The sequence below is a fragment of the methane-oxidizing endosymbiont of Gigantopelta aegis genome (assembly GCF_016097405.1).
In the GTDB taxonomy this organism is placed as follows: domain Bacteria; phylum Pseudomonadota; class Gammaproteobacteria; order Methylococcales; family Methylomonadaceae; genus Methylomarinum.
The window spans coordinates 1,905,576-1,924,052 of record NZ_JAEHGD010000001.1; the positions used below are offsets into that span (position 1 = coordinate 1,905,576).

Annotated in this window: 16 protein-coding genes and 7 pseudogenes; 20 read left to right on the top strand and 3 right to left on the bottom strand. The window is 43.8% G+C overall.

Annotated elements, in window-relative coordinates:
- Positions 1 to 84 precede the first annotated feature (84 nt).
- The 3 genes and pseudogenes from JEU20_RS09625 to JEU20_RS09635 all read right to left on the bottom strand — a co-directional run.
- Positions 85 to 2,349, bottom strand: coding sequence for a Tex family protein (locus JEU20_RS09625; RefSeq protein ID WP_198245987.1), 2,265 nt, complete (start codon positions 2,347 to 2,349; stop codon positions 85 to 87).
- Between the two features lie 58 nt (positions 2,350 to 2,407).
- Positions 2,408 to 2,971, bottom strand: a complete 564-nt coding sequence (locus JEU20_RS09630) for a response regulator transcription factor (protein ID WP_245395170.1) — start codon at positions 2,969 to 2,971, stop codon at positions 2,408 to 2,410.
- Between the two features lie 344 nt (positions 2,972 to 3,315).
- Positions 3,316 to 3,884, bottom strand: a pseudogene (locus JEU20_RS09635) (IS5 family transposase); the annotation flags it as partial.
- Between the two features lie 127 nt (positions 3,885 to 4,011).
- Between JEU20_RS09635 and JEU20_RS09640 the strand changes: the two are divergent.
- The 20 genes and pseudogenes from JEU20_RS09640 to fliS all read left to right on the top strand — a co-directional run bounded on the left by JEU20_RS09640 (position 4,012) and on the right by fliS (position 18,462).
- On the top strand, positions 4,012 to 4,362 hold the full coding sequence (locus tag JEU20_RS09640; RefSeq protein WP_198245363.1) for a response regulator transcription factor: 351 nt from the start codon (positions 4,012 to 4,014) through the stop codon (positions 4,360 to 4,362).
- A gap of 9 nt (positions 4,363 to 4,371) precedes the next feature.
- Positions 4,372 to 4,500 (top strand): cytidylyltransferase domain-containing protein, encoded by a 129-nt coding sequence (locus JEU20_RS09645; RefSeq protein WP_198245365.1) that lies wholly within the window; start codon positions 4,372 to 4,374, stop codon positions 4,498 to 4,500.
- 32 nt (positions 4,501 to 4,532) lie between these two features.
- Positions 4,533 to 5,281, top strand: a pseudogene (locus JEU20_RS09650) (IS5 family transposase).
- Positions 5,266 to 5,925 (top strand): acylneuraminate cytidylyltransferase family protein, encoded by a 660-nt coding sequence (locus tag JEU20_RS09655; RefSeq protein WP_198245367.1) that lies wholly within the window; start codon positions 5,266 to 5,268, stop codon positions 5,923 to 5,925. Before JEU20_RS09650 ends, JEU20_RS09655 begins: the two are co-directional and overlap by 16 nt.
- A pseudogene (locus JEU20_RS09660) lies at positions 5,915 to 6,255 on the top strand (SDR family NAD(P)-dependent oxidoreductase); the annotation flags it as partial. The gene JEU20_RS09655 and the pseudogene JEU20_RS09660, both read left to right, overlap by 11 nt.
- A 107-nt stretch (positions 6,256 to 6,362) precedes the next feature.
- The gene (locus JEU20_RS15225; protein ID WP_245395171.1) at positions 6,363 to 6,629 is read left to right on the top strand and encodes a hypothetical protein; all 267 of its coding nucleotides are present in this window, start codon (positions 6,363 to 6,365) and stop codon (positions 6,627 to 6,629) included.
- Between the two features lie 5 nt (positions 6,630 to 6,634).
- Complete coding sequence (locus tag JEU20_RS15230; RefSeq protein WP_245395172.1) at positions 6,635 to 7,195, top strand: hypothetical protein; 561 nt, start codon at positions 6,635 to 6,637, stop codon at positions 7,193 to 7,195.
- Positions 7,196 to 7,350: 155 nt separating this feature from the next.
- Entirely contained in the window at positions 7,351 to 7,662 is a 312-nt protein-coding gene (locus JEU20_RS15235; protein ID WP_245395173.1) for a hypothetical protein, read from the top strand.
- 32 nt (positions 7,663 to 7,694) lie between these two features.
- Positions 7,695 to 8,338 (top strand): annotated as a pseudogene (locus JEU20_RS09670) (GDP-mannose 4,6-dehydratase); the annotation flags it as partial.
- A gap of 38 nt (positions 8,339 to 8,376) precedes the next feature.
- Positions 8,377 to 9,434: pseudogene (locus JEU20_RS09675) on the top strand (LegC family aminotransferase).
- 15 nt (positions 9,435 to 9,449) lie between these two features.
- Positions 9,450 to 11,006, top strand: a pseudogene (locus JEU20_RS09685) (IS3 family transposase).
- Between the two features lie 57 nt (positions 11,007 to 11,063).
- Positions 11,064 to 11,198: pseudogene (locus JEU20_RS15240) on the top strand (aminotransferase DegT); the annotation flags it as partial.
- Between the two features lie 4 nt (positions 11,199 to 11,202).
- Positions 11,203 to 12,387, top strand: a complete 1,185-nt coding sequence (gene neuC, locus JEU20_RS09690) for a UDP-N-acetylglucosamine 2-epimerase (protein WP_198245373.1) — start codon at positions 11,203 to 11,205, stop codon at positions 12,385 to 12,387.
- The gene (neuB, locus tag JEU20_RS09695) at positions 12,388 to 13,467 is read left to right on the top strand and encodes an N-acetylneuraminate synthase (protein ID WP_198245375.1); all 1,080 of its coding nucleotides are present in this window, start codon (positions 12,388 to 12,390) and stop codon (positions 13,465 to 13,467) included.
- Positions 13,467 to 14,099, top strand: coding sequence for a NeuD/PglB/VioB family sugar acetyltransferase (locus JEU20_RS09700; protein WP_198245377.1), 633 nt, complete (start codon positions 13,467 to 13,469; stop codon positions 14,097 to 14,099). The genes neuB and JEU20_RS09700 overlap by 1 nt, the downstream gene beginning before the upstream one ends.
- A gap of 11 nt (positions 14,100 to 14,110) precedes the next feature.
- Positions 14,111 to 15,163: a nucleotidyltransferase family protein gene (locus tag JEU20_RS09705; RefSeq protein ID WP_198245379.1), complete on the top strand. Its 1,053-nt coding sequence runs from the start codon at positions 14,111 to 14,113 to the stop codon at positions 15,161 to 15,163.
- Between the two features lie 129 nt (positions 15,164 to 15,292).
- Positions 15,293 to 16,144 (top strand): flagellin N-terminal helical domain-containing protein, encoded by an 852-nt coding sequence (locus JEU20_RS09710; protein WP_198245381.1) that lies wholly within the window; start codon positions 15,293 to 15,295, stop codon positions 16,142 to 16,144.
- 63 nt (positions 16,145 to 16,207) lie between these two features.
- Positions 16,208 to 16,636: a flagellar protein FlaG gene (locus JEU20_RS09715; RefSeq protein ID WP_198245383.1), complete on the top strand. Its 429-nt coding sequence runs from the start codon at positions 16,208 to 16,210 to the stop codon at positions 16,634 to 16,636.
- A gap of 25 nt (positions 16,637 to 16,661) precedes the next feature.
- Positions 16,662 to 18,074: a flagellar filament capping protein FliD gene (gene fliD / locus JEU20_RS09720; RefSeq protein ID WP_198245385.1), complete on the top strand. Its 1,413-nt coding sequence runs from the start codon at positions 16,662 to 16,664 to the stop codon at positions 18,072 to 18,074.
- 13 nt (positions 18,075 to 18,087) lie between these two features.
- Positions 18,088 to 18,462 (top strand): flagellar export chaperone FliS, encoded by a 375-nt coding sequence (gene fliS / locus JEU20_RS09725; RefSeq protein WP_198245387.1) that lies wholly within the window; start codon positions 18,088 to 18,090, stop codon positions 18,460 to 18,462.
- Positions 18,463 to 18,477: the final 15 nt, after the last annotated feature.

Below are 18,477 nucleotides of genomic sequence, written 5' to 3' on the forward strand. Positions count from 1 at the left end.
TAATGTCCTCCTTCTTTTTAGCCGAAAAATAAACCACTGAAGTTCCATCTTCATGTGTGAAGAGAGTATATGATTTTTAAGGCGTTATTTTTTAGCTAATGCTTGGTTAAATGCATTAGCAAAGGAAGTGTTAGGTCGCTTGGTGGCCGATTTTTTCTTAACGGGTCTTTTTGCGCTTGTCTGAGATTCATTGCCCTTTTTCATCGATAACGAAATTCTTTTTCGTTCTATATCAACCTCTAATACTTTCACTTTTACAATTTGTCCGGTTTTAACGACTTCTTTGGGGTCATTAATAAAACGCTCGGCTAAGTGAGAAACATGTACCAAACCGTCCTGATGAACGCCAATATCAACGAAAGCGCCAAAGTTTGCCACATTGGTGACTACGCCATTCAAAAGCATGTCCGGTTTTAAATCCTTTATTGAGTCAATGCCTTCTTTAAAATCTGCGCTTTTAAATTCGGGGCGTGGATCGCGGCCGGGTTTCTCCAGTTCGCTTAAAATATCCATGACAGTCGGGAGGCCAAACTCTTCGGTTGTGAAGTTGGCAGCCTCAAGTCGTCTTAAATAATCGCGTTGTCCAATTATGGCAGTGATTGTTTTGCCTGTCTCGTCAAGAATGGCATTGACGACAGGATAAGCCTCAGGATGAACGGCTGAGGCATCAAGCGGATTTTCCCCATTCATGATACGGAGAAAACCGGCGGCTTGCTGAAATGCCTTCTCGCCCAGCCGCGGAACTTTTTTAAGTTCAGAGCGTTGTTTAAATGGGCCGTTTTGATCACGGTAAGCGACGATATTTTCGCTTACCGTGGCATTAAGGCCGGAAACCCGTTTCAATAAGGCTACCGAAGCTGTGTTGACATCGACACCTACGGCATTCACACAGTCTTCGACTACTGCATCCAGGCTTTTGGATAATTTATGCTGGTTGAGATCATGTTGATATTGACCGACACCAATCGATTTGGGCTCAATTTTGACCAGTTCAGCCAAAGGGTCTTGTAATCGACGAGCGATTGAAACAGCGCCACGTAAAGAGACGTCTAAATCAGGAAATTCCTTGGCGGCGAGTTCTGAGGCTGAATAAACCGATGCGCCCGCTTCTGAAACTATGATTTTTGTAAGCTTTAAATCAGGGTATTGTTTGATCAGCTCTGAGATAAGCTGATCGGTTTCGCGGGAGCCGGTACCATTGCCAATGCTAACTAAATCGACTGAGTATTGTCGGATAAGTTTCGCTAGTATATCGACAGATTGTGTCCATTGTTTCCGGGGTGGATGGGGATAAATCGTTTCTGTTGCCAATAGTTTGCCGGTAGGGTCAACGATTGCCACTTTAACGCCGGTTCGTATACCCGGGTCAAGTCCCATTGTGGCTCTGGGGCCTGCTGGGGCGGCCAATAATAAATCTTTTAAGTTGCTGGCGAAAACACGGATCGCTTCCTGTTCTGATTGCTCGCGAAGGCGCATTTTTAAGTCCAGGTCAATGCGGGTGAATAACTTAATTTTCCAAGCCAAGCGCGCTGTTTGGGCGAGCCAGGCATTACAAGGTGAATCATCCTTCGTGGTATCAAGGCGTTTGGAAACCTGTGATATAGCGTACTGATGGCCGAGTTCTTCATCTTGCGCCGGGGATAAATTTAAGCTCAGAAAATCTTCATTTCTGCCCCGGAATAGAGCGAGCGCACGGTGGGAGGGTATTTTATTGATGGCTTCTTGATAATCAAAATAATCCCGAAATTTTGCCGCCAGATTTTCTTTGCCAGCAATAACTTTAGACGTCAACACGCCATTATTCCAAACATACTCACGGAGTTCGCTGATCAACTCGGCATCTTCAGATAGTTGTTCCATAATGATTTGCCGAGCACCGTCTAAAGTAGTTTTTATATCAGGGAAGCCTTTATCACTATTGAGGAAAGCTTTTGCACTGTCTTCCGGGATTGCATCACGGTTTGTTTTTAACAGATTAACTAGGGCTTCTAAGCCTGCTTCGCGTGCAATTTGAGCTTTTGTCCGACGTTTTGGCTTAAATGGCAGGTATAAATCTTCAAGCAAGGTTTTGCTATCGGCAGCATTAATCGAATTTTCGAGTGCCGGGGTTAATTTATTTTGTTCAGCAATACTTTTTAGAATAACTTGCTTGCGATCTTCCAGTTCCCGCAAATAAATTAAGCGTTCTTCCAGCAGGCGCAATTGCGTATCATCTAGGCCGCCGGTCATTTCCTTACGATACCGTGCAATAAAAGGCACCGTAGCGCCTTCATCCAAAAGTTTGACAGCAGCATTCACCTGGTGACGACTGGCAGAAAGTTCAGTAGCGATGTATTCGATAATATCCATTTCGACTGATTTAAAGACTAAACGCACAATTTTATCCTAAATTTAAAAACCTGCGCAGTTAATGTGATTCATTCATCAACAAGGCTAAATGTAAGCGGTCAGAAATATTGAGTTTTTTAAAGATGGATGTTAAATGTGCTTTGACAGTTCGTTCCGAAATATTGAGATTCTGCGCAATTTGTTTATTATTTTGACCGGTTGCAATTCTTGTCGCCACATCAATTTCCCGTTTGGAAAGACTCGATAAGGCTATTGGTGTATCAGGTGACAGCGTATGCGTGTTGGTATCATGTTTTGCTTTAGCGATCATGGACTGAATTACTTGGGGGACAAGTTTGCGATGAATCCAGATTTCGCCTGATTGGATGCTAGATATTGCCTTGATCAACAGCTCAGGTGGCTGAGTTTGCTCGAAATAACCTGATGCGCCATGTAATAAAGCTTGAATCTGTTTTTGTTCTGGCCAGCGATGGCCAATGATCAGATAATGAGGGGCATGAGAGGGGGCAATACTGAGCAATTCAGGTGTTCTATCAATAGCGCACGCATCCAGTAGAAGAATATCGGCATGATGTTGTGGCTCTAGTGTAGCAATAATCTCAAGCGAGTGAATTTCGGTCAAGTGTGATTTGCACATTCCGCTGATTTGTGGATTAGAGGAATAAAGTAAGATGTTGACCACAACAGTTATGTCCTAATCAATAGAAGCAAGATCTATTTTTTCCACCCTTGAAAGCATCACTCCAGCAATCCCTTTTTGCCTTGTCGTCGGTAAAAAATAACTCACCGAATGCCGAGTCAATATGTGAAGCATAATGAATAAAAATCATGCATCTTACACATGCGTATTTTTTTAACATATATTTAGCTTAATTTATGGGATTCTGTGTAATTTAAATATATTACTGCTATGCTTTTACTACGGTACGGTAGCGTCATGGCGATATGAATATTTATATACTATTCTTTTTTTCTTGGGATAACAGGAACAGCCCCTTTGTCTTTAATTTGAAGACGTAATGCTTCACTGTCATAGCCTCTGTCAGCAACTATATAGTCACCTTTTGGGAGCTCTGCAACTAATTTCGGTGCTTCTTTACAGTCATGAACTTCGCCGCCTGTCACTGAGAAATGAATAGGAAGACCACAGGCATCAACGGCCATATGAATTTTACTGGTGTTCCCGGCGACAGATTTCCCTATCGCTGTTTCTTGTTCACAGGCCGCACCACTACTATGCTGATGTGCTTTCACAATACTCCCATCAATAAATTCCCATTCCAGGTCTGGGTCAACAACCAGGGCGTTAAAAATACCCATCAGTTTTTCTTTACGAGACCAGTCATTGAATCGTTTATATACCGCATTCCAATTACCAAAAGCCGTGGGTAAATCTCTCCAGGGACAACCTACTCGCAAGCGATAAAAAATACCTTCGACTGTTTTTCGAAGACAAGGTTTGTCATAAATTCCATTTTCAACATAATTATCTTCAGTTTCTCCCAAAGTTCATCCGTAAGCAGTTGTCGCGGCATAGTTTGCTTGTTTTTGAGTCAAAATAAACAATCTATGTGGCGGAGTTATTGAATTTCAAGGGGATTTTCAAAACGGCAACAGCCCCTAGATCAAACCGGGAAAATTGCACAGTCGGTTGAAGACCATTTGGACTATACGCTTATTGAGGATGAAGTTATTGCCTTTAATCAATTGCGTTCTTGTGGGATGGCTGTTGTTTTATTGGATTACACACTGCGCCAACAGTATTCAGCTGAATTTATACGTATGTTATTCTCGTATAATTCTGAACTGATCGTTATCGTTATTGGTAATGGTTTACACGAACAAGACATCATCCCGTGTCTGTTAGCCGGTGCAAAAGGCTATCAGGAGATTGATGTTTTACAGACCTATGTAAAAAAAAATGATGGCAGTGATTCAGGCAGGAGAAGCTTGGGTATCAAGGCGACTAGTTGGGCAATTGATTACTTATGTTTCACAACATTTTATTCATGAAGATAATAAATGTTTAGAACCTTAATCGTGATTCCGGCCCGGTCAGGTTCAAAAGGGGTGACTGATAAAAATATTCGTCTTTTAGGGGCTGTTGCCGTTTTGAAAATCCCCTTGAAATTCAATAACTCCGCCACATAGATTGTTTATTTTGACTCAAAAACAAGCAAACTATGCCCCGACAAATGCTTACGGATGAACTTTGGGAGAAACTGAAGATAATTATGTTGAAAATGGGAATTTATGACAAACCTTGTCTTCGAAAAACAGTCGAAGGTATTTTTATCGCTTGCGAGTAGGTTGTCCCTGGAGAGATTTACCCACGGCTTTTTGGTAATTGGAATGCGGTATATAAACGATTCAATGACTGGTCTCGTAAAGAAAAAACTGATGGGTATTTTTAACGCCTTGGTTGTTGATCCAGACCTGGAATGGGAATTTATTGATGGGAGTATTGTGAAAGCACATCAGCATAGTAGTGGTGCGGCCTGTGAACAAGAAACAGCGATAGGGAAATCTGTCGCCGGGAACACCAGTAAAATTCATATGGCCGTTGATGCCTGTGGTCTTCCTATTCATTTCTCAGTGACAGGCGGCGAAGTTCATGACTGTAAAGAAGCACCGAAATTAGTTGCAGAGCTCCCAAAAGGTGACTATATAGTTGCTGACAGAGGCTATGACAGTGAAGCATTACGTCTTCAAATTAAAGACAAAGGGGCTGTTCCTGTTATCCCAAGAAAAAGAATTCAACTCGGGAAATGATGAAATGGATTGGTGTCTCTACAAATATCGCCATCTCGTTGAAAATGTGTTTGCAAGACTTAAGCATTTCAGAGCGATCGCCACGCGATATGACAAACTCAAACGAAATTTTGAAGGCTCTATCGCTCTGGCTTGCGCCTTTTTATGGTTACCTATGTGAAATGGCAACAGCCCCTAGGCGGTAAACCCTTGTTGGCCTGGACGACAAGGGCGCTGCGTAAGTTAGGCCGGAGTGATTGTTTGGCGATTGTGTCTACCGACTCGAAAAAGTATCAGGCGTTAGCGGCATCGATAGGTGTTGATGCGCCTTTTTTGCGTCCTCGGCAATATTCTACAGATAACGCAAGTACGGCTGATGTTATGCGCCATGCCTTAAACTGGTTCGAAGCCGAGCATGATTATAGGCCTGAGCAGATTATGTGTTTACAACCGACATCGCCCTTCAGGCGGGTAGAGCATATTCAAACAACATTAGAATGGCTTGAGCAATCTGAAGCGGTCATAGGATGTAAATCGTTGCATCGTGATTTGACAACAGTGTTTTTTTGTCAAAACGGGTGGCTCAAAGCGGTTAATCGTTCTAAACCAATGCAAACTAGGCGGCAAGATATCCAATCGTTATTGACACCGAATGGCGCCATGTATGCTTGTAAATCTGACTGGTTTATGGCGAATAACACATTTTACCCGGATAATACCCGGCCGTTGTTAATGGATTCTATCAGTAGCATGGATATTGATACTGAAACAGATTGGAAAATTGCAGAAGCTTTGATCGAAAAAGGGCTGGTTTATGAAGACTAAAGTATTGGTGACCGGTGCAGATGGTTTTATCGGTTCCCATTTAACCGAGCTATTGCTTCAAAAGGGTTTTGCTGTAAGAGCGTTGGCGCAATACAATTCATTCGCCTCACATGGCTGGCTTGATGATGTGTCGACATCTTCTGCATTAGAGATTGTGTCAGGGGATGTAAGAGACTCGGCTTTTGTTATACCTTATGCCAGGATATTGATATTGTTTTTCATCTTGCCGCGCTGATTGCGATTCCGTATTCCTATGTGGCGCCAGAAAGTTATATTGATACCAATGTAAAAGGTACGCTGAATATCTGCCAGGCGGCACGAGAGATGGGGTGAAACGGCATAAGCGCCAACTTAAGCCATTAAATCATTGATTACGTGTTGAAAAATAAAGGTGTGGCCACCACATAGAGTCTTTTGCCGACAAAAGTGAAAACCCTATGAAAAAGCAGCCACCTCACATAGATACTCGTTTTGAACAATTTGTGCAAGAACTTCCAGAAGATTATCAACAACAAGCCTATGAATTTAAAGCCTTCACGCGTGCGCGCAAGATCCGTTCGCCCTTACAACTGTTACAGTTGGTGATGCTCTACTGTGGTCTGGATTTCTCCTTGCGGAGTTGCGCCGGCGAGGTGGCTCACTTACAGGGCTACCTGAGTGATACGGCGGTAAAAAAAGACTGGCGGCCTGCGTTCCTTGGGTAAAATCCTTGCTATCGGGCGTATTTGGGTTGCATCAGGTGGTTGACAGTGGTTCATTAAGCTTCGTTATTATTGATGGCTCGACCGTGCAGGAACCCGGTGCGACAGAAACCACGTATCGGCTACATATCGCGATAGATTTGATTTCACTGACATTGCGCCAGGTTGAAGTCAGTACGGACAAGATTGGCGAAAGCCTTGACCATTATGTGCTGGAATCGGGCGATGTCGTGTTGATTGATCGTGGCTACAATCAACCGAAGTCGTTGGTGCCTTTTATTGACCGAGGTGGCGATATTGTGCTGCGCTATAACGCACACAGCATGAATTTATACGAGCTTGACGAGCACGGCAAAATGATAAAAATTGACTGGGAAACGAAATTACAACGTCTCGGGAAACAAGCGGGGCTATTCCGGTTTATTTGTGCCATGATACTAAACGAATCGCCTGCACGGTACATGCGGTTCCGTTACCTGCCGAAAAAGCGGCGCAAGCCCGGCGTAAAGCGAAACTCAGAGCGCAGAACAAAGGACGTACAGCCCAGGAAAAACGCTCTATCTCAGTGAATGGGTCTTAATTTTAACGTCCGTGCCGGTCGAGTTGCTCAGCACCGAAACGGCTGCCGCGCGCTCTATCGTGTACGCTGGCAGGTGGAATTGGTGATCAAACGGCTGAAAAGCCTGTTGGCGATCATCAATTACGTGCCCGTAAAGACAGTCAATTGGCCGAATTGTATTTACAGGGCAAACTTCTGTATGCGGTGGTTACGGAAAAGATCGCGCAGCGGTGTTTTACCAAGGCCTTGACGAAAATGGATGGGCCGCGTGCATTGACACCCTGGCGTTTGTATAAAACGATTGCTGAGGACATTAAATCAGGATTGAACGCCTGTTTTCCGAAGCAAGAACGCTTTCAGCGTGATTATTTGAAAAGCGTTAGCGAACGCCCGAGAAAACGTTCGTTGCAGAGTCTACCTGAACCGATTTTGGGAATGATTCGACAATGCAGAGAGCTGGGCGTAAGTCGTGTTTAATCAAGTGGTTGGGGGCTTAAGTTGGCGCTTATGGGGTGAAACGGTTACTACAGACATCCACCAGCGAAGTATATGGCTCGGCTGTTTATGTGCCGATTGATGAACAACACCCGTTACAGCCACAATCACCCTATAGTGCCTCCAAAATTGCAGCCGACGCCTTGGCAATGAGTTTTTATTATAGTTTTGATTTGCCTGTGACGATTGTGCGGCCTTTTAATACCTTTGGGCCGAGACAATCTGCTCGGGCGGTTATTCCGACTATTATCAGCCAAATTTCCGCAGGACATAAGCAAATAAAATTAGGTGATCTTACTCCAACCCGTGATTTCAATTATGTGATAGATACCTGTCGAGGCTTTATCGCGCTGGCAGAAGCCGACAATGTTATCGGCGAAACAGTTAATATAGGAACAGGAAAAGAAGTGTCTATTGCAGATGTTTTGGCTATGATAAAGGAGCTGATGAACAGCGATATTGAATTTATCAGTGAAAGCCTGCGTATGCGCCCTCCAAAATCTGAAGTTCAGCGATTATGCTGTGATAACCAGAAAATGTATCAACTGACAGGGTTTCAATCCGAAATTACTTTGCGAGAAGGATTACAAAAACAATCGAATGGTTTTCTGATAGTGACAATTTGCTTAAATATCCAACGTCGACCTATGTCATTTAGTGTTGAAACAGCTCTCATTTAATAGTGTGCCGGATATGATGACGCAGGATATAGCTGAATTTATTGACTTTACCCGTTCTATTTTTGCCTGTAACTCATTCATTCCTTTACATGAACCTCGTTTTAGCGATAAGGAAAAGCAAAGTTTGAGCAATGTGATCGATGACGGATACGTTTCTTCAGTAGGAGAACAGGTTGAGCAATTTGAACAGGAAGTTGCACGATTTACCGAGTCACATTTTGCGGTAGCTACTGTAAATGGCACGGCGGCTTTACATAGTGCTTTAGTCGTTGCCGGCGTAAAGGCTGGAGATGAAGTCCTCACTCAGTCCTTATCGTTTGTCGCAACCAGCAATGCTATTCGATATTGTGGTGCTGATCCTGTTTTTATCGATGTGAACAGGCGTACCTTAGGGATGGATGAGATTAAGCTGGAAGCATTTTTACAGGAATATGTCGAGATTCATGATGATCATGCTGTCAATAAATACACAGGCAAAGCTATTCGTGCTTGCCTGCCTATGCATACGTTTGGTCACCCTTCCCAGATCGACAACATTGCGCGCTTATGTCAGCGTTATAAGATTACGTTGATTGAAGATGCGGCTGAGGCATTAGGGAGTCACTATAAAAGCCGAGCGTGTGGTTGCTTTGGAGAGTTGGGTGTGTTCAGTTTTAATGGCAATAAAATAATCACCACAGGCGGTGGTGGAATGGTAGTCACAAGCGATGAGCAATTGGCCAAAAAATTAAAGCATCTGACGACAACGGCAAAAAAACACATCCGTGGGCAATCAGTCATGATGAACTGGGTTATAACTATCGTATGCCAAATCTAAATGCGGCTTTGGGATTGGCGCAGCTCGCAAAACTGGATGACTTTATCGCGAATAAAAGGGAACTGGCGCAGCTTTATTCGGAATGGTGTGCCAAACGCGGCATCAATTTCATTTGGGAACCCGAGAATGCGACATCAAATTATTGGCTGAATGCTATTTTATTGGACAATAAAAACAACGCGATCAGTTTTTACAGCAAACGAATGCACACGGTGTTACCCCCTATGTCAACATACCTGTCGCCTAGGAAATTTTAAATCAGGAGACAAAAAATGAGCGTATTTAGCCAAGAATTTAAAGTACAATCAGTAGAAAAAGCATTATCCAGAAGACCAGAACAATCGCTAAAGCAAATTGCAGTTACTTTAGGTGTGGGTTACTCCACACTTCAAAAATGGATTCGGTTAGCTAAGAAAAATCAACTCGAAAAACAGAGTCAAACATGTCAAAAGAAAAAAGCCCTCAAGATTGGAATACAGTAGAACGTTTTGAAGCCATTGTTCATTGTCATCATCTCACCGATGATCAGGCTAGCGCCTATTGTCGTGAACAAGGCATCTACTTACATCATCTAAATACCTGGAAAGCGGAATTTTTGTCAGAATCTAAATCAACAGAATCCGTATATAAACAGGCGCAAACAAAACTCAAACAAGAAAACAAGCGTTTGCATAAGGAGCTAAACCGCAAAGAGAAAGCGTTATCAGAAACAGCGGCTTTACTGGTGTTATCAAAAAAGTGCCAAGCGATCTGGGGGAAAAGGCGGCCGATTAATCGCCTACTCAGATCGCCAACACTACAGCGCACTCATTGATGAAGCCGTTGACAATGGAGCGCGGCAGAAATTAGCCTGTGAACTGGTGGGTATATCAGCTCGAACCTATCAGCGTTGGAACCGGGGAGAAGGACTCTCAGAAGACCTACGACTGCACAATACAGCGCCTGTGCACAATCAATTATCCGAGGCCATCAAGCAAGAAATCATCACCGTGATTAATAAACCGGAATACAGCGCTTTAACGCCGCATCAAATCGTTCCGAGGTTATTGGATTTGGGCTGCTATCTCGCATCAGAATCAACCTTTTATCGTGTCATGAAAGCCCACAACCAGCTTAAGCACAGAGCTAAAGGAGCCGCAGGTCAGCATAATAAACCGCAGTCACTCAAAGCCACACAGGCCAATCAAATCTACTCGTGGGATATTACGTATTTATTAAGCCCCGTCAAAGGGCAGTATTTTTACCTCTACATGGTGATGGACATCTATAGTCGGAAAATCGTAGGCTGGCAAGTTCATGATGCCGAATCAAGCGCACACGCTGCTGATTTGATCGAAGATATCGCTCGCCGGGAAAACATCGACAAAAAGCAATTGGTGATACATTCTGACAACGGCAGTCCGATGAAAGGCGCAACATTAAGGGCCAAATTGGTCGATTTAGACATTGCCACGTCGTTCAGCAGACCTCGTGTCAGTAATGATAATCCTTATTCAGAATCGTTATTTAAAACAGTCAAATATCATCATACCTTTCCAGAAAACCCTTTTAAAACATTAAGCGAAGCCAGGAACTGGGTTGAAGCTTTCGTTTGTTGGTTCAACAATGAACATCAACACAGTGCGCTCAAGTTTGTAACACCCAACCAACGCCATAACGGCTTAGACAGCGCCGTACTCGAAAAAAGAAAACGAGTCATCGAGCAAGCAAAAAGAGACAATCCAGAGCGATGGAATGGACGACAAACACGAAATTTAACGCCCATTGGCCATGTTTATCTTAATCCGGATAAGGAAAATTTCAACACAACAGAATGTCAAGCAGCTTAATAAAATTCATTTCGTAAATTATTGCAAAAAATGCGACAGGTTGGTTGACATTTAGCGGTTATGACGCGTCCGGTATGGGAACCTTTGCATCGTTTGCCCATGTATCAACACTGTTCATCCCGTGATTTATCAACGACTGAATGGCTAGCCGACCGGCTCGTCAATATTCCTAGTAGTGTTAGAGTGAGCTGAGTATATGGCGCGAAAAATTTGTGTGGTAACCGGATCACGCGCTGAATACGGTTTGTTGTATTGGTTATTAAAAGAAATTGAACAAGATCCCGCTTTGCGCTTGCAATTGGTGGTAACGGGTATGCATTTATCCCCTGAATTTGGTTCAACCTGGAAACAGATTGAAGCTGATGGCTTTAGCATAGACTGGAAAGTTGAAATGCTTATGTCATCCGATACGCCAACGGCGATCAGTAAATCGACTGGTTTAGGTATTATCGGCTTTGCCGATGCTTTAGCGCGATTGGCCCCGGATATGCTGCTGGTTCTAGGTGATCGTTTCGAAATTTTTTCGGCTGTGGTTGCGGCATTGCATGCCCGGATTCCGGTCGCTCATATCCATGGTGGAGAATTGACCGAGGGTGCGGTCGATGAGGCATTACGTCATGCCATCAGCAAGATGGCACATCTGCATTTTACCGCAACGGATGTGTATCGAAAACGGGTCATTCAGTTGGGTGAATCCCCTGATCGGGTCTTTAATGTCGGTGCCTTAGGTGTAGATAATATTCAAAAATTGAGTTTATTACCCAAGGATATCTTGTTAAAAAAAACGGGGTTTAGTCTTAAAACACACAATTTGCTGATTACTTATCATCCCACGACACTGGAAAAAAGCTCTGCCGAAAAACAATTGGCTAATTTGCTCGCTGTTTTGGATGAATTACCTGACACCCAGTTGTTTTTCAGCAAGCCCAATGCCGATGCCGACGGTCGGATTATTGCCAGTATGATTGATCAGTTTGTCGCTGAAAATAGTGATAAAGCCGTTTGCTTTGATTCTTTGGGTTGTCTGAAGTATCTATCCTTAATGCGTCTGATGGATGCGGTGGTAGGTAATTCCTCTAGTGGCTTATTGGAAGCGCCTAGCCTGAAAGTGGCTACGCTGAATATTGGTGATCGTCAAAAAGGCCGGATTCGTGCCGCCAGTGTCGTCGATTGTGAACCATCGGTCAGTGCGATACGGCAAGGGTTGGCAAGCGTGATGTCTAAAATCTTCAAGCGTCGGCTTGAAACGGTTGAGAATCCTTATGGTGGCGGTGGAGCTGCTAAAAAAATCAACGCCATAATACGCACTTACGAGTTGGATACTATTGTTAAAAAGCAATTTTATGATTTACCAAGGTCAGAAACGGATAATAAAAATTAAATGAATTCAGATCATTGTTACATTATTGCCGAGGCCGGCGTAAATCATAATGGCCATCTTGATACGGCATTTGAACTGATTGATGCTGCCTTCGATGCAGGTGTCGATGCGGTTAAGTTTCAGATCTTCAAGGCCGAGCAACTCGTCACGCAGAATGCGGAAAAGGCTGCGTATCAGAAGCAAAATACGGGAGATAAGCAATCACAATACCAGATGCTGAAACAGTTGGCGTTGAGTCAGCAAGATTATGTTGCCTTAGCGCATTATTGCCAGCAGAAATCCATTCTTTTTTTATCGACAGCATTTGATGATGACAGCCTGCGTTTTTTGGTGGATGAACTTGACGTTGAATGTTTAAAAATTGCGTCTGGCGATGTGACCAATGGGCCTTTTTTACTGGCACATGCACAAACAGGAAAAAATATCATCTTGTCCACCGGGATGGCGACCTTAGCGGAAGTTGAGCATGCCCTGAGTGTGTTGGCCTATGGCTTTCTTGACAAGGACGCTCGGCCTACGGATGAGGCGTTATTAGAGGCTTATTTGTCTGAACAAGGCAGGCAGCAATTACAACAAAAGGTGACCTTGTTGCATTGTACCTCCGAATATCCGGCGCCTGCGGAAACGATCAATCTGAAGGCGATGGATACACTGGCACAGGCATTTTCCTTGCCGGTGGGATATTCAGATCATAGCGCCGGGATTGCGATACCGGTAGCTGCCGTTGCTCGTGGTGCTTGCGTGATTGAAAAACACTTTACCCTGGATAAAAATCAGATTGGCCCTGATCATAAAGCTTCGCTTGAACCGGATGCCCTGAAAATGATGGTTGATAACATTCGGCAGGTTGAGGCGGCTTTAGGCTCCCAGGTCAAGCGTCCGCAAATGCCTGAAATGGCAACCCGGAAAGTCGCCCGAAAAAGCCTGGTCGCTGCACGCAAAATCAAAAAAGGCGAAATTTTTACCGAGGAAAATCTAGTTGTCAAGCGCCCAGGAACAGGAATCAGCCCCATGCAGTATTGGCAGCTTTTAGGGCAGGCCAGCTCTAAACTCTATCAGCCTGATGACTTGATTGAATAATGGCTAAAAAGCGCATTTTATTGGGGTGTGGAGGTCATGCGGGTGTTTTACGAGCCGTGTTGATGCGCTCTCAACTGTCTATCGAAGGCGTGATTACACCAGATTTAAAGCCTGGTCGATGCTGGTTTGATATTCCTGTGTTAGGGGGTGACGAATTTCTGACGGATAAAGATGCCGGTCGCTTTAATCTCGTTAATGGATTAGGTTCTTTGCCGTATGATGGCGGTAGACGTAAAGCTTTGTTTGAATCTTTCACGGCGATGGGTTTTAGCTTTGAAACCGTGATAGACAAAGGCGTGGATAGAATAGGGCTGTTGAATATCGAGCAAGGCGTACAGTTGCTACCAGGGGCAATTATACAAAATGGCACTAAAATTGCTGAGAATACAATAGTTAATACCGGTGCGATTATTGATCATGATTGTTGTATAGGTGCTCATGTTCATATCGCACCGGGAGCCGTCTTGAGTGGTGGTGTGACAGTGGGCGATGGTGTGCATATCGGAACAGGCGCATGTGTCATTCAAGGTATAACGATAGGTGCTGATGTCGTGATTGGCGCCGGATGTATTGTGACGCGCGATGTGGTGGCCGGAAAAATACTTTATCCAGCGCGTTCAGTCGAAAAATAATCAGGTGAAATATGGCGGAGCATTGGCGGCAAAGTTTGATTAAACCCGATGTGTCATTGCGGCAAACGATTGCCGTTATCGACAAAACAGCATTACAAATTGCTTTGGTTGTCGATGACGATAATCAATTGCAAGGTGTGGTGACAGATGGCGATATTCGGCGTGCATTGATCAAGGGCTTGTCGTTAGAAACTCGCGTTGATCAAGTAATGAATAAACATCCTAGAAAAGTACAGATCGAAGATTCTGTGACAACGATAAAAGCTATTATGCAACAGAACCAGTTAAGTCAACTGCCCGTTGTTGACCGGCAAGGGCGTGTCGTCGGTTTGAAAACACTGCAATCCATGTTTTCCCGGCCTACATATAACAATCCGGTATTTTTATTGGCGGGGGGGTTAGGCTCCAGACTTCGTCCTTTGACAGATCATTGCCCGAAGCCGTTATTACAAATTGGTGGGAAACCGATACTTGAAACCATTATCGAACAATTCGTGGATGCCGGATTCAGTCAATTCTTTATTGCAGTCCATTACTTGGCGGATCAGATTAAAGATTATTTTGGTGATGGCCGCCAATGGGGTGTCAATATTCATTATATTGAAGAACAAGAGCCTATGGGAACGGCGGGCGCCATCGGGCTGTTGCCGGATGACCTGCCTGAATTGCCTTTGTTAGTCATGAACGGGGATATTCTGACGCAGGTGGATTTTCCAAGACTGTTAGCGTTTCATCAGCAAGAGCAAGCAAGAGCTACGTTATGTGTTCGCCAGTTTGAATATCAGATACCTTATGGTGTTGTTAGCCTGGAGCGAGATAAAATTACCGGCATCGTAGAAAAACCGATACACAGTTGTTTTTCCAGTGCGGGCATTTATGTGTTAGATCAGTCCTTAGTCAATCAAATTCGGCAGCAAAAACGAATAGATATGCCCGTGTTGTTAAATCAGTTGATTGAAAACGATACTAAAGTGGCGTTATTTCCAATTCATGAATATTGGCTGGATATAGGCCGAGAGGCAGATTTTTTAAGGGCAAAAGGTGAATTTGCGCATATTTTTTGACAAATATGTGAACAAGTGCCGAAATGGCGATAGAAAAATTTAAAGAATTGTTTGTCATTGTCGATACAGTTAGCGAACAGAAAATAAATGCAATTTTATTTTTAGACATAAACGCTAGGAGATAAGATCATGGCAATGGTAATCAATACAAATATCGCATCGATCAACAGCCAAAGAATGTTGAACAAAACGAATATGTCGTTAGCCACTTCAATGGAAAGGTTGTCATCCGGCCTTCGAGTAAATTCGGCAAAAGATGATGCGGCAGGTTTGGCAATTTCAGACCGAATGACATCACAAATCAGAGGCATGACAGTTGCGGTCAGAAATGCCAATGATGGTATTTCGATGGCACAAACGGCTGAATCAGCAATGGGTGAGTTGACTAATACACTACAAAGAATGCGAGACTTAGGGGTACAGGCAGCCAACTTTGGTGCGGTTGCATCAGGCGACCGACAAAAATTACAGGAAGAATTCAGTCAGCTGGGTAAAGAGGTTAAACGGATTATCGAAAATACCTCATTTAATGATAAATCAATTCTGAAAGGTAGTTTGTCACAAGCAAATTTTCAGGTTGGAGCGAATACGGCGGCGAATAACCAGATATCAATAACAGTGGGTAATCTGTTGTCTGCTTCAGGGTTGCAAGATCTTGTGAAAGCATCCCCTGTCAGCATTGGTTCGGGGGCTACTTCCGTCAATGTCAGATCTGCCATTGATGTGATTGATTTGGCGATAAAATCAATTGATACGAATCGTTCCAAATTAGGGGCGGTGCAAAACCGGTTTAACACTACGATTGCAAACTTGCAATCTTCGATTGAGAATCAGTCTGCAGCACGGTCAAGAATTCTAGATGCGGACTTTGCGGTAGAAACGGCCAATTTAAGCCGTTCCCAGATTCTACAACAAGCCGGTACAGCCATGTTAGCGCAGGCGAACCAGTCATCACAGTCTGTGTTGAGTCTGTTGAGGTAAGTGGGTATTTTGAGAGTTCCGGTTTGGACCGGAACTCTTGTTTAAAAAGTATTGGGGTGAACAATGAACAATGACATAAATAACATCGGTAAAGTTGTTCCATTACCCACGGCGCCTGTCTCGAAAAAACAACAGAATAATCAAGCCAATCCATTGACTCGTTTACAGGACTTAAGTCAGGTTCGGCAAAAAGATCAGAAGGAAGCAGTGAATCGTCAAGATAATTTGGAAAAAGGAAATGTTTTAGAGGCTGATTTCGGTCAGCTAAAGCAAGCCGTCAAGGATGTGAATGCAGTTTTTCAAGAGACGCAAAGAAATTTGCAGTTTCAAATTGATGAGGACACTCAGGAAATGGTCGTGAAAATTGTGGATAAAGAATCCGGCGAGGTTATTCGGCAAATTCCATCCGAGGAAATGTTGGCGTTGACAAAAAGGATGCAGGAATTAGATGCAGCGGGTCAGCACGGGTTAGTTCTTCGGGATAAAGCCTGAATGGTACACAGATGAGGGTATAGTTATGGCAATTGCGTCAGCACTCGGCATTGGGAGTGGAATTGATATCAATGGTATTGTCAATCAGCTGGTTCAGGCCGAAGGCCAACCGGCTTTTGCTGCATTGGATCGACAGAAATCGACTGTTGATGCCAGGCTGAGTGCAATTGGATCGTTAAAAAGTGCGTTATCTGACTTTCAATCATCATTCACGAAATTGAAGTCAGGTACGGCATTTGATGCGAATAAAGCAAGCTCATCGGATGAGCAAGTGATTGTGGCTACAGCCGAATTTGGCGCGGTGCCTGCACGTTATTCGGTTGAGGTGACGCAGCTTGCATCAGCGCATAAACTAGTCTCAGGCGGTGCAGGTTTTTCTGATATGAATGCAACGGTCGGAACAGGAACACTGAATTTATCCGTAAACGGTCAGACTTTGGCATTGACGATTGATGCGAATAACAACTCGTTACTGGCGATTCGTGATGCAATCAATGGTGCGACTGATAACCCGGGTGTGAATGCCAGCATTATCAATGTCGATGATGGTGCGGGTGGAACGGTATCGCGTTTGGTACTGTCATCGCAAGAGGTTGGAACGCAGAATACAATTTCTGTGACGGCAGTGGATGATGATGGCAATAATACTGATGCGAGTGGTTTGTCACAGTTGGTTTTCGATCCTGCAGGCTCCGGGGTAACTAATATGCAGGAGCAAACTCAGGCTCAGGATGCCATTATTCAAGTTGATGGGCAAACGGCGACACGCAGCTCGAACTCAATTTCAGATGTGATTAATGGGGTGACGCTGGATTTAAAAAGTGCTCAACCGGGTAATACGATCAATATCGCGGTGGAGGTTGATACTCAAGCCATTAGCGAGTCGGTTAAAGGGTTTGTCGATTCATATAATGCTTTGTTTTCATTGTCGCAGTCTCTCGGTCGTTATGGCGGGCCAGAAGGCACCAATGGCGCATTACTGGGGGATTCGACATTACGGAATATTATGAACAAGGTGCGTCAGGATTTGGGTAGTCCGGTGGCGTCAACCAATAGTTCCTTGAATACATTGAACATGATTGGAATAGACATTGATAAAGATGGTCTGATGACGCTGGATTCCAGTAAATTTGAAAAGGCGGTTAAATCAGACTTATCTGCTGTCAGTGCATTGTTTTCATCATCAGATGGTGTTGCGAGTCGTTTACAAAATGACTTAGATACTTATATTCAAGCAGGCGGTATTTTAGAAACGCAATCAGATTCATTAAGCAAAAGGCTTCGTGATATCAGTGACCGCCGGGATACGGTACAGCTTAGGTTGGATAATCTACAGCGACGCTTGCAAAAGCAATTTATTGCAATGGATGTCGCCGTAGGCCAGTTCCAATCGACGGGAGCTTATTTGACACAACAGCTCAGCGCATTAAATCGATAAAACGGAGAAGAATATGTATCAAGCTACAGCGAGAAAAGGTGTAGGGCAATATGCGAACATTCATACTGAAACATTGATGGAAGAAGCGTCTCCACATCGATTGATAGAGATGTTGATGGATGGTTTTCTGGCGCGCGTGTATGCTGCAAAAGGAGCAATGCAGAGATCCGATTTTGAACAGAAAAGTCTTTATATTTCTAAAGCTATCGGTATTGTCGGGGGATTGATCGAAGGGCTTGATCTTGAAAAAGGCGGTGAACTGGCGGAAAATCTATATAGCCTTTATCAGTATATCAATAACCAGTTACTACAGGCCAGTCGAGATAATGATGAAGCCATATTGGACGAGGTTGTGGTTTCCCCCTATGTCAACATACCTGTCGCCTAGGAAATTTTAAATCAG